Source organism: Mesorhizobium sp. M2C.T.Ca.TU.002.02.1.1, assembly GCF_003997225.1.
In genome coordinates, this window is sequence record NZ_RZTO01000130.1 from 1 (window position 1) to 10,481 (window position 10,481).

Here is a 10,481-nt window from a genome sequence, read left to right on the forward strand (position 1 = left end):
GGATACGCCCCGGGCCGCTTGATCACGGCCTTGGAGCAATTCCAGGAAAAGTGTGAAGCGGTTTTCCGTCCGGAATTGCGTCAACAAAGAGGTAGAGCGGTTCGCCGTTTCGGTGAAACGGTGAAACGCTCTAAGCGCCGCTAAGTCTCGCAATCGCCGATTTGAGTGGCGCTTCTCCGGCGCCGCAGAAAGTTTCGCTCATCACCAGCTCGGGCAGCGGCAGGCGCTTGCCCCAGCCATGCGCTTCGAGGTCCGGTTTCGGCGCGAATTCCGAGACGCGGCCGACGCACAGATAGGCGATCGGCGTGACATGCTCCGGGATCGACAGAAGCCGCTTCAGCGCCTCCGTCTCGATGATGCTCACCCAGCCGACGCCGACGCCTTCCGCGCGTGCCGCCAGCCAGAAATTCTGCACTGCGCAGACGGTGCTGTAGAGGTCCATCTCCGGATTGTGCCAGCGCCCGAGCGGCGAGTCCTTCGATCGCTGCCGGTCGCAGGTGATGCAGAGGTTGAGCGCGCTTTCGCAGATGCCTTCGAGCTTAAGCTTGCGGTACAGCGCCTGCCGTTCCGCCTCGATCGCCGGCAGCTCCTGTTCGCGCGCGGCGAGGAACAAGTCGCGGACCTGCCGCCGCCTTGTCTGGTCGCGGATGACGATGAAATTCCACGGCTGCATGTAGCCGACCGACGGCGCGTGATGAGCAGCGGTGATGAGCCGCGCCAGCACACTGTCATCGAGATCGTCGGGGACAAAATGGCTGCGCACGTCACGCCTGGTGAACATCGCACGATAGACCGCGTCGCGCGCCAATTGGTCAAAATCATCGCCGCTCGCGGCGATCGCTGCTGCCGTCATCGCATTTCCCCTTGCGACAAGCAGTCATCCGCCTGACCAAGCGGATGACCATGTCTGCCGGGCCGGTCTTCTGGCTCGGGATCGTCCCGCTCCGGCGCCTTCCCGTCATGGACAGTGGCGTTTGCCGGCGCGGTCCCCCTCACAGCGTTGGGCACGCCACGGAATTCAACCGTGTTCCCGATTCTCCCGCGTCGCGGGCACCAGGCAGCGAAGTGACCTTACCGCGAAGTTCGGCACCCGCCAATGGCGCGGACGACATCGGCTGGCGCAATTTCCCCAGCCATTCGGCTTTTCAAACATGGTCATTACGGCCGCGGGTGCCTAGATTAGGCGCCATGGCCACCCGTCTCTACACGCATCCGATCTTCCTCGAACACCTCACGCCGCCCGGCCACCCCGAGCGGCCCGACCGGCTGCGCGCCATCGAGCGTGTGCTGGACGACGATGCCTTTTCGGCGCTCGACCGCGTCAAGGCGCCCGAAGGCGACGAGAAAACGATCCTTTACGCGCATCCCGAGCAATTCGTCGAACGCGTCCGCGCGGCAATCCCTGAGACCGGCATCGTCTCGATCGACGCCGACACCAGTGCCAGCCCGAAGAGCTGGCAGGCGGCGGTGACGGCGATCGGGGCGGCCAATGCCGCCGTCGACGACGTCTTCGAGGGCCGTGCCGCCAATGTCTTCGTCGCCGCCCGCCCGCCGGGCCATCATGCCGAAAAGACCACGGCGATGGGTTTTTGCCTGTTCAACACGGCGGCAATCGCCGCCCGTTACGCGCAGAAGAAGCACCAGGCCGAGCGTGTCGCCATCGTCGACTGGGATGTCCATCACGGCAACGGCACGCAGGACATTTTTTGGGACGATCCGTCTGTGCTTTATTGCTCGACGCACCAGATGCCGCTTTACCCGGGCACCGGCGCGAAGAGCGAAACCGGCGCCGGCAACATCGTCAACGCGCCGCTCGCGCCGCGGACCGGCAGCGACCTGTTTCGCGACGCCTTCCTGTCGCGCGTGCTGCCGTCGATCGACGCGTTCGCGCCGGACCTGATTATCATTTCCGCCGGCTTCGACGCGCACCACCGCGATCCGCTGGCCGAGATCAACCTGACCGAGGACGATTTCGACTGGGCGACCGGCCAGTTGATGGAACGCGCGGGTCGCCACAGCTCCAACAGGCTCGTCAGCTTGCTGGAAGGCGGCTACGATCTGCAGGGACTGGCATTTTCAGTCGCCGCCCATGTCGGGCGGCTGATGAAGGGATAGGGTATGGCAGTGGAAGGCAATGAGGACGTCAAGGCGATGAGCTTCGAACAGGCGCTCGACGCGCTGGAGAAGATCGTCGATGATCTGGAGCGCGGCGATGTTCCGCTCGACCAGTCGATCCGGATCTACGAGCGTGGCGAGGCGCTGAAGGCGCATTGCGATCGGCTGCTGAAGGCCGCCGAGGACAAGGTCGAGAAGATCCGGCTGTCGCGCGACGGCAAGCCGGTGGGAACGGAGCCGTTGGACGCGGAATAATTTGGGGGCAGAGCAAGCAGGTAAGGAGTTCAAGCCATGTGCCGCAACATCAAGACCCTGGCCAATTTCGAGCCGCCGGCAACCAATGACGAAGTGCATGACGCGGCGCTTCAGTTCGTGCGCAAGCTGAGCGGCTCGACGAAACCGTCCAAGCGCAACGAGCATGCTTTCCACCACGCCGTCGAGGCAATCGCGGCCGCCGCGCGCGAACTGATCGATTCGCTCGAAACCAGCCAGGAGCCGCGCAACCGCGAGGTGGAGGCGGCCAAGGCGAAGGCCAGGTCGGCGCTGCGTTTCGCCTGAGGGACAGTCATGAGCTTCTTTCCCGGAAACGATCCTGAGCCCGGCGATGCCTTCGCCTGCGATCAGATCGAACTGATGGTCATCCCCAACGCCAAGGACATCGGCGGCTTCGAGGTGCGCCGCGCGCTGCCGACGGCAAAGCGCCGTCTGGTCGGGCCGTTCATCTTCTTCGACCGCATGGGGCCTGCGATCCTGCGCGCCGGCCATGCGCTCGACGTGCGCCCGCATCCGCATATCGGTCTGTCCACCGTCACCTATCTGTTCGACGGCAAGATCAGGCATCGCGACTCGCTCGGCACCGAAATGGTGATCGCGCCGGGCGACGTGAACCTGATGACCGCGGGGCGCGGCATCGTTCATTCCGAGCGCACCCCGGAAGAGCTTCGCGGCGCGCCGATGTCGGTTTCCGGCCTGCAGACTTGGCTGGCGCTGCCGGACGGCAAGGAGGAAATCGCCCCGGTGTTCGCGAACACGTCGGTGGCCCGCCTGCCTGAAATCGATGCCGAGGGCGTCAGCGGCCGCGTCGTCATCGGCGAATTCTCCGGCCTGCGCTCGCCGGTGGCGACCGCTTCGGACACGCTTTACGCCGATCTGCGCCTGGCGGCGGGCGCCAGCGTGCAGATCCCCGCCGACGCCGAGGAACGCGCCATCTACACGCTGGAAGGCGAAGTCTCGATCGCCGGCGATGTCTTTCCGGCCGAGCGGCTTCTGGTGTTCAAGCCGGGCGAGGAGATCGTCGTCTCCTCCGAGCGCGGCGCGCATTTCATGCTGTTCGGCGGCGCTTCGCTCGGTTCCCAGCGCTATATCTGGTGGAATTTCGTCTCGTCCTCGAAGGAGCGCATCGAGCAGGCCAAGCAGGAATGGAAGACAGGCCGCTTCGATATCGTTCCCGGCGATGAGGAAGAGTTTATTCCGCTGCCGGAAGGTTAGTAGCGCAGAATTTCGACCGCCCGGACATGCCTGCGTAGCAAGGTTGCATGCCATGGCGATTGGCTGAACACACAGATCGCGTCGTCATCCACGGGCGGAGCAAGGAGCGAAGCGACGCGCGTAGACCCGAGGATCCATTCCGTGACTTCCAAGCGCTGCAACGGTGCAGAATTCTGCTCCGCCGCACTCTCCGGCCAGGGTCACGGCATGGATTCCAGGGTCTCCGCGACGGAGCTTCGCTCCTGCTTCGCCCTGGAATGACGACGCCGGGAAGGTTTCCGCCAATTTTCCAGACGTTTTCGATGGTTTACCAAGATGGGCAGCGCCGCGCGTCACCGGCGCGCATTTACATTCGCCCGGCGGCGGCCTATTCCGCGCATGATTATGGCGCAATTTGCTGGTAGCGCCGTGTTCGATCAATTGAGGCAGGACGCGCCCGAGTGAAGCCAGACACGCCGCTGCTCGACAAGGTCCGCATTCCGGCGGACCTGCGGACGCTCGACGAGAGCGCGCTGCCGCAGCTTGCTGCTGAACTGCGCGCCGAACTCATCGACGCGGTATCGCAGACGGGCGGCCATCTCGGCGCCGGCCTCGGCGTCGTCGAGCTGACCATCGCGCTGCACTATGTCTTCAACACGCCGGACGACCGGGTGATCTGGGACGTCGGCCACCAGGCCTACCCGCACAAGATCCTGACCGGCCGCCGCGACCGCATCCGCACGCTGCGCCAGGAAGGCGGCCTCTCCGGCTTCACCCGCCGCGCCGAGAGCGAATACGATCCGTTCGGCGCAGCACACTCCTCGACTTCGATTTCGGCCGGCCTCGGCATGGCCATGGCGCGCGACCTGTCGGGCGGGCGCAACAATGTCATTTCGGTCATCGGCGACGGCTCGATGTCGGCAGGCATGGCCTTCGAGGCGCTGAACAATGCCGGCGCGCTCGACGCCCGGCTGATCGTCATCCTCAACGACAACGACATGTCGATCGCGCCGCCGACCGGCGCCATGAGCGCCTATCTGGCGAGGCTAGCGTCGGGCAAGGCGTATCTCGGCCTGCGCGATTTCGGCAAGAAGCTGACCTCCTATCTCGGCAAGCGCGCCGACCGCGCCATCACCCGGGCGGTCGAGCATGCGCGCGGCTATGTCACCGGCGGCACGCTGTTCGAGGAGCTCGGCTTCTATCACATCGGCCCGATCGACGGGCACAATCTCGAGCACCTGATCCCGGTGCTGAAGAATGTGCGCGACAACGGCAAAGGCCCGGTGCTGATCCATGTCGTGACCCAGAAGGGCAAGGGCTACGCGCCGGCCGAGGCCGCCGCCGACAAATATCACGGCGTCAACAAGTTCGACGTCATCACCGGCGCGCAGGCCAAGGCGCCGGCCAACGCGCCCGCCTACACCAAGGTCTTCGCCGAAAGCCTGATCCAGGAAGCGCGCGAGGACGATCGCATCGTCGCCATCACCGCCGCCATGCCGAGCGGCACCGGCCTCGACCTGTTCGGCGAGGTGTTTCCCAAGCGAACCTTCGATGTCGGCATCGCCGAGCAGCACGCGGTGACCTTCGCGGCGGGGCTCGCCACCGAAGGCTACAAGCCCTTCGCCGCCATCTATTCCACTTTCCTGCAGCGCGCCTACGACCAGGTTGTCCACGACGTGGCGATCCAGAAGCTGCCGGTGCGCTTCCCCATCGACCGCGCCGGCTTCGTCGGCGCCGACGGCGCCACCCATTGCGGCGCCTTCGACACCACTTTCCTCGCCTCGCTGCCGGGCTTCGTCGTCATGGCGGCGGCCGACGAGGCGGAACTGCGCCATATGGTGCGCACCGCGGCCTCCTATGACGACGGCCCGATCGCCTTCCGCTATCCGCGCGGTAACGGCGTCGGCGTGGACATGCCGGAGCGCGGCTCGCTGCTCGAGATCGGCAAGGGCCGCATCCTGAAAGAGGGCATCAAGGTCGCGTTGCTCTCCTTCGGCACGCGGCTACAGGATTGCCTTCTGGCCGCCGAGGAGCTCGGCGCGGCGGGTCTCTCCACCACCGTCGCCGACGCCCGTTTCGCCAAGCCGCTGGATGAGGATCTCATCCGGCGTCTCGCCCGTTCGCACGAGGTGCTGGTGACCGTGGAGGAAGGCGCCATCGGCGGCTTCGCTGCCCAAGTGCTGCATTTCCTTGCCCGTGAAGGCCTGCTGGAAAGCGGCCTCAAGGTGCGGCCGCTGGTGCTGCCGGACATCTTCACCGACCATGCCAAGCCGGAGAAGATGTATGCCGATGCCGGCCTGGATTCGGCAGGCATCGTGCGCACGGTCTTCGCGACGCTCGGCCGTGGCGTTCAGGCGCAGCGCGCCTGAATCGAAGTCTCAACTTTTTGAATCGGTTTGCCGGCTTATTGCGGTAACTATCTGTTAACGCTTCCGTTTGGCGGTTCGCTTACCCTGTCTCTTGGCCGATTTTCAACGGCGCCCTGCTAAGACCTTGGTCCTGGGCAGGGGATAAGAACAATGAAGTCGTTCCTTTGCGGCATGGCCTTGCTGGCGAACATGGCCGCGCCGGTGGCAGCCGAAACGCGCTACGACCGCAATATCGAAAAGGCGGCGACGGACATCGTCGCCGGCAAGATGGGTAGCATCCGCGGCGGCTTCTCCTACAAGCAGAAGCCTCAATTCGTCGTGCTGCCGGACACTCCTCCGTCCGCACCGGCGCCTGTTGAGCCGCCGCGCAAGGAGGCCTCCGGCAATGATGGCCTGACGCCGGCCGTCGAGCGCCAGGTTTCGCGGACCGTCTTCTAGAGCGGTCCGCCGTTTCACGGAAACGCCAAACCGCTCTGTCCTCCTCCCTGACGCAATTCCGGACGGAAAACCGTTTCACACTTTTCCTGGAATTGCTCAGAACCACATATCGCGCACGCAGCGGCCGTCGCGCGGCAGGTCGTCAAAACTGTCGAGGCCGTCGAAATGGTCGATCGGCAGGTCGGCGACGTCCTGCGGCGGTGCCAGCCTGACATTGACGGCGATGCGCGTGCGCCCGCTCTTGGCCGCGCGCAGGCCGCGCCAGGCGACCACGCAGGCGCAGGTCGGACAGAACAGGATCTCCAGCGCGGGTTCCGCCACCTCGGCGCGCGTGTAGGACTTCAGCGGCCCGGCTATGCGTATGCGTTCGTCGACATAGTCATAAGCCCAGAGCGTGCCGTAGCGGCGGCAAAGCGTGCAATTGCAGGCGGTGATCCCACCGGGATCGCCTTCCAGCGTCCAGTGAGCCGCGCCGCAATGGCAGGTCCCCTTCAGCATTGCCACCTCCACCGGCTGATGAACGGCCTGTTCCTTCGGGCATTCTGCAGCCTCTTGCCCGATATTCAAACCCATTGCGTTCGCGCCCGGCATTCGCCAATGAAGACCGATGAGTTCCCCTTTGCCATCAAGCCAGCGCCAGCGGCTCGACGAATTGCTCGTCGGGCGCGGCCTGTTTGCCAGCCGTTCGCGCGCCCGCGACGCGATCGAGCGCGGCACGGTGACGGTCGACGGCATCGTTGCCCGCAAGCCCGGCCAACCCGTCGCGCCGGGCTGCCTGGTCGCCATCGACGATCCGGCGCGGGCCTATGTGTCGCGCGCGGCACTGAAGCTGATCGCCGGCCTCGACCATTTCGGCCTGGATCCTTCCGGCAGCGAAGCGCTCGATGTCGGCGCCTCGACCGGCGGCTTCACCCAGGTGCTGCTCGAGCGCGGCGCGGCCCATGTCACGTCCATCGATGTCGGCCACGGCCAGATGCATCCCGACATTGCCGGCGACCCGCGCGTGACGGTGATCGAAGGGTTGAACGCCCGCGATCTGACGGCAGCCGATCTCGGCGGCCGCATCCCCGGTTTCCTGGTCTGCGACGTCTCCTTCATCTCGCTCAAGCTCGCGCTGCCGCCGGCGCTGGACTTGGCGGGCGGGGGCGCCAGGGCGATTCTCCTGGTCAAGCCGCAATTCGAGGCCGGTCGCGAGGCCATCGGCAAGGGCGGCCTGCTGAAGGAGCCGGCGGATGCCGAACGCATCGCTGCTGAGCTGCGCGATTGGCTGTCCTCCATTCCCGGTTGGCGTGTGCTCGGACTCCACCCGTCGCCGCTCGAAGGCGGCGACGGCAACCGCGAGTTCCTGCTCGCCGCCGTAAAGGATGCGGGTTCGCGATGAGCACACGCTTCACCATCGCCAGGCTCGGCTCGCAGGGCGACGGCATCGCCAGTGCCGAAGGCGGAGAGGTCTTCGTCCCGTTCACGCTGCCCGGCGAAACAGTTACGGCCGCGCGCCAGAAGGATCGCGCCACGCTGATCTCGGTGCTGGAAGCCGCGCCGCTCAGGATCGATCCGGCCTGCCGCCATTTCACCGAATGCGGCGGCTGCGCGCTGCAGCATTACGAAGCCGCAGCCTACCAGCAATGGAAGCGCGAGAAGGTCGTGCAGGCGCTAAAGGCCAAGGGCATCGCTGGCGAGATCGCCGCGCTGGTGCCTTGCGCGCCGCACACCCGCCGCCGCGTCACGTTCAGCGCCAGGCGTACCGAGGCCGGCATGCTGCTCGGCTTCGTGCGCGCGCTGTCTTCCGAGATCATCCCGATCGAGGAATGCCCGATCTCGCTGCCGGCGATCGTCTCGGCGCTCGATAAGTTGCGCGCCCTGGCCGGTCTGGTCTGCGCCACGCCGAAGGCGTTCCATATGACGGTCACCGTCACCGCCTCTGGCCTCGACATTGCCGTCCATGATGCCGGCAAGCTTGGCGACCACCAGCGCCGTATCGCCTCGAACTTCGTCATGGCCGAGGGCCTTGCGCGGCTTTCCGTCGACGGCGAGATCGTCGTCGAGCCGAAGAAGCCGGTGGTGCAATTCGGACCGGTTGCCGTCGCCGTGCCGCCCGGCGCCTTCCTGCAGGCGACGGAAGCCGCCGAGCAGGCGATGGCTGGTCTTGTCGGCCAGCATCTGTCGCGGGCCAAAAAGGTCGTGGACCTGTTCGCAGGCTGCGGCAGCTTCGCGCTGCGGCTTGGCGCGAAGTCGGAGGTCCATGCCGTAGAAGGCGATGCGCCGGCGCTCGCCGCGCTCGACCGCGCCTACCGCTTCGCCATCGGCCTGAAGCGGGTGACCAGCGAACGCCGCGACCTCTTCCGCCGGCCGCTTACCTTCAAGGAGTTGAACGCCTTCGACGGCCTGGTCTTCGATCCGCCGCGCGCCGGCGCCGAGGACCAGTCGAAGCAGATCGCCCGCTCCGATGTGCCGCTGGTGGCCGCCGTATCGTGCAATCCGGTGACGCTGGCGCGGGATTTGCGGATTCTCCTCGACGGCGGCTATGCGCTGAAGAGCGTGACGCCGATCGACCAGTTCCTGTGGTCGCCGCATGTCGAGGCCGTGGCGCTGCTGGAGAAGCCGAGAAGGCGGCGGTAGGTATCCAGCCGTCCGTTGCGCTTGAATTGCGCTTGGATTGGGCATATTTTGATGTGATCGTATCAAAACACGCTGGAAAATAGTCATGAGTTCCGCAATGCTTGAAATTCCAGCGTCGCGCTTCGGCGAGGAGCGGTCTCCATACCTGTCCGCGCGGCGTGTCGCCGAATTGCTCGGCGTCAACCTGACTGAACTGGCTGGCCTGATTGGCGTTGCGCGCAACACGCTCGCCGCCAAGACCGGCGCGCGCAAGGTCGATGCCGCGCTGAGCCCCGTCGTTCGCATTCTGGCGATGGCAGGCGAAATGGCCGGCGGCGAGCAGCGCGCGGCGATCTGGTTCAAGCATCAGCCCATCCCGGGCTGGGCCGGAAAGACAGCCTACGATCTCGTTCGCGAGGGCAAGACCGACAAGGTGCTTGCCTACCTGGAGGCCGTCCGCTCCGGCGTCTATGCGTGAAATCAGGCTGACGCTGTGGCGTGCCTTCGTGCCACGCTGGGCCTATCTGCCGCTTTCCGGCGAGGGCGCGGCCCGGTTTGGCGGCCGTTGGAACCCCCTGGGCGCTCCGACCATCTATGCGGCGCAAGAACTGTCCACCGCCTGGGCCGAGTATAATCAGGGTTTTGTCCAGCACCCGGCTTTGATCGCTCAACTGGAACTTTCTGGCGCGCGGTTGGCCGACCTGACCGACGCTGCGACTCTGGCCGGACTGGGTGTCACGACGGATATTCATCGATGTGAATGGCGGGACTTGTTGGATCGGGGACTGGTGCCCGAGACGCACCAGCTCCGCGACCGCCTGCTGGCCGATGGGCTGCATGGCGTGATCTATCCATCATTTATGTCGCCCGGCGGCACCTGTGTTGCGCTCTGGCGCTGGAACGGGAACGGCGCGCCGCGCCTCGACGTCGTCGATCCTGAGCATCGCCTGCCGGAAACGCCAGCATCGTGGCTATAGAACGGTTTAAAACGGAGGCACCGGACGCGCCCGGCGCTATCACATTTCGTTGAAGCGGCCGCTTGCGCGCAAGCCGCCGGAATCGCGCCGCAAAGCCGCCGTTTTGCACGGTCTAGGCTGGATCCGCTGGAGGAGGGGAAGGGCCTCGACAGCATCGGTTGCTCTTAAAAGAGGTGGCCTGAAATGCGGATGCTCCAGAAATTCCTCGGTTTTGTCGTCCTCTTCCTTTTCGTCGCCGTCTCGGCGACCGGCGCGCTCGCGCAGCCCCAAAAGCGGCTGGCCTTCGTCATCGGCAACGCCGCCTATCCGTCCGGCGCCCTGGCGACGCCGGCCAACGACGCCGGCCTGATCGCGCAGACCTTGCAGGCGGCCGGCTTCGACGTGGTCGGCGCCCGCGACGTCGACCAGGAATCGCTGCGCGGGGCGTATCGCGATTTCCTCGCCAAGGTCTCGGCAGCCGGTCCCGACGCGGTCGTCTTCGTCTATCTGGCCGGCCACGGCGCGCAGTTCGAGGGCG

General features: G+C 65.7%; 13 protein-coding genes and 1 riboswitch. Of the genes, 11 read left to right on the forward strand and 2 right to left on the reverse strand.

Translation table 11 applies throughout. The features are described from left to right. Positions 1-130: 130 nt before the first annotated feature. Complete coding sequence (gene bluB / locus EOD07_RS09740; RefSeq protein ID WP_127235277.1) at positions 131-853, reverse strand: 5,6-dimethylbenzimidazole synthase; 723 nt, start codon at positions 851-853, stop codon at positions 131-133. Positions 854-895: 42 nt separating this feature from the next. Next, a riboswitch (cobalamin riboswitch) is annotated at positions 896-1,073 on the reverse strand. Between the two features lie 115 nt (positions 1,074-1,188). Here bluB and EOD07_RS09745 point away from each other — a divergent pair. From EOD07_RS09745 to EOD07_RS09770, 6 genes are all read left to right on the forward strand, one after another. After that, positions 1,189-2,115 carry a histone deacetylase family protein gene (locus EOD07_RS09745; protein ID WP_127235278.1) on the forward strand — a complete coding sequence of 309 codons (927 nt, stop codon included), beginning with the start codon at positions 1,189-1,191 and terminating at the stop codon, positions 2,113-2,115. A gap of 3 nt (positions 2,116-2,118) precedes the next feature. After that, the gene (locus EOD07_RS09750) at positions 2,119-2,370 is read left to right on the forward strand and encodes an exodeoxyribonuclease VII small subunit (RefSeq protein ID WP_040991103.1); all 252 of its coding nucleotides are present in this window, start codon (positions 2,119-2,121) and stop codon (positions 2,368-2,370) included. Between the two features lie 36 nt (positions 2,371-2,406). Next, entirely contained in the window at positions 2,407-2,673 is a 267-nt protein-coding gene (locus EOD07_RS09755; protein ID WP_040991104.1) for a DUF2277 family protein, read from the forward strand. A gap of 9 nt (positions 2,674-2,682) precedes the next feature. Beyond that, positions 2,683-3,603, forward strand: a complete 921-nt coding sequence (locus EOD07_RS09760; RefSeq protein ID WP_040991105.1) for a pirin family protein — start codon at positions 2,683-2,685, stop codon at positions 3,601-3,603. A gap of 440 nt (positions 3,604-4,043) precedes the next feature. Then, on the forward strand, positions 4,044-5,951 hold the full coding sequence (gene dxs / locus EOD07_RS09765) for a 1-deoxy-D-xylulose-5-phosphate synthase (RefSeq protein ID WP_127235279.1): 1,908 nt from the start codon (positions 4,044-4,046) through the stop codon (positions 5,949-5,951). 150 nt (positions 5,952-6,101) lie between these two features. Next, the gene (locus EOD07_RS09770) at positions 6,102-6,389 is read left to right on the forward strand and encodes a hypothetical protein (protein ID WP_127235280.1); all 288 of its coding nucleotides are present in this window, start codon (positions 6,102-6,104) and stop codon (positions 6,387-6,389) included. A gap of 96 nt (positions 6,390-6,485) precedes the next feature. Here the strand turns inward: EOD07_RS09770 and EOD07_RS09775 are convergent, their stop codons facing one another. Continuing rightward, the gene (locus EOD07_RS09775; protein WP_127235281.1) at positions 6,486-6,887 is read right to left on the reverse strand and encodes a GFA family protein; all 402 of its coding nucleotides are present in this window, start codon (positions 6,885-6,887) and stop codon (positions 6,486-6,488) included. A gap of 109 nt (positions 6,888-6,996) precedes the next feature. Here EOD07_RS09775 and EOD07_RS09780 point away from each other — a divergent pair, with 109 nt between their 5' ends. From EOD07_RS09780 to EOD07_RS09800, 5 genes are all read left to right on the forward strand, one after another. Beyond that, a complete protein-coding gene (locus tag EOD07_RS09780; RefSeq protein ID WP_127235282.1) occupies positions 6,997-7,770 on the forward strand; it encodes a TlyA family RNA methyltransferase in 774 nt (257 codons plus the stop codon). Beyond that, the gene (locus EOD07_RS09785) at positions 7,767-9,008 is read left to right on the forward strand and encodes a class I SAM-dependent RNA methyltransferase (protein WP_127235283.1); all 1,242 of its coding nucleotides are present in this window, start codon (positions 7,767-7,769) and stop codon (positions 9,006-9,008) included. The genes EOD07_RS09780 and EOD07_RS09785 overlap by 4 nt, the downstream gene beginning before the upstream one ends. Before the next feature lie 85 nt (positions 9,009-9,093). Continuing rightward, the gene (locus tag EOD07_RS09790) at positions 9,094-9,465 is read left to right on the forward strand and encodes an antitoxin Xre/MbcA/ParS toxin-binding domain-containing protein (protein ID WP_040991110.1); all 372 of its coding nucleotides are present in this window, start codon (positions 9,094-9,096) and stop codon (positions 9,463-9,465) included. Further along, positions 9,458-9,964: an RES domain-containing protein gene (locus EOD07_RS09795; RefSeq protein WP_041012884.1), complete on the forward strand. Its 507-nt coding sequence runs from the start codon at positions 9,458-9,460 to the stop codon at positions 9,962-9,964. Before EOD07_RS09790 ends, EOD07_RS09795 begins: the two co-directional genes overlap by 8 nt. 183 nt (positions 9,965-10,147) lie before the next feature. Then, positions 10,148-10,481, forward strand: a 334-nt coding sequence (locus tag EOD07_RS09800; RefSeq protein WP_206519447.1) for a caspase family protein, incomplete at its 3' end; no start/stop codon positions are given.

Bases quoted from the DNA above. Each gene is read 5' to 3' on its own strand.
- bluB (WP_127235277.1), bottom strand. From the start codon at position 853: ATGACGGCAGCAGCGATCGCCGCGAGCGGCGATGATTTTGACCAATTG.
- EOD07_RS09745 (WP_127235278.1), top strand. From the start codon at position 1,189: ATGGCCACCCGTCTCTACACGCATCCGATCTTCCTCGAACACCTCACG.
- EOD07_RS09750 (WP_040991103.1), top strand. From the start codon at position 2,119: ATGGCAGTGGAAGGCAATGAGGACGTCAAGGCGATGAGCTTCGAACAG.
- EOD07_RS09755 (WP_040991104.1), top strand. From the start codon at position 2,407: ATGTGCCGCAACATCAAGACCCTGGCCAATTTCGAGCCGCCGGCAACC.
- EOD07_RS09760 (WP_040991105.1), top strand. From the start codon at position 2,683: ATGAGCTTCTTTCCCGGAAACGATCCTGAGCCCGGCGATGCCTTCGCC.
- EOD07_RS09770 (WP_127235280.1), top strand. From the start codon at position 6,102: ATGAAGTCGTTCCTTTGCGGCATGGCCTTGCTGGCGAACATGGCCGCG.
- EOD07_RS09775 (WP_127235281.1), bottom strand. From the start codon at position 6,887: ATGCTGAAGGGGACCTGCCATTGCGGCGCGGCTCACTGGACGCTGGAA.
- EOD07_RS09780 (WP_127235282.1), top strand. From the start codon at position 6,997: ATGAGTTCCCCTTTGCCATCAAGCCAGCGCCAGCGGCTCGACGAATTG.
- EOD07_RS09785 (WP_127235283.1), top strand. From the start codon at position 7,767: ATGAGCACACGCTTCACCATCGCCAGGCTCGGCTCGCAGGGCGACGGC.
- EOD07_RS09790 (WP_040991110.1), top strand. From the start codon at position 9,094: ATGAGTTCCGCAATGCTTGAAATTCCAGCGTCGCGCTTCGGCGAGGAG.
- EOD07_RS09795 (WP_041012884.1), top strand. From the start codon at position 9,458: ATGCGTGAAATCAGGCTGACGCTGTGGCGTGCCTTCGTGCCACGCTGG.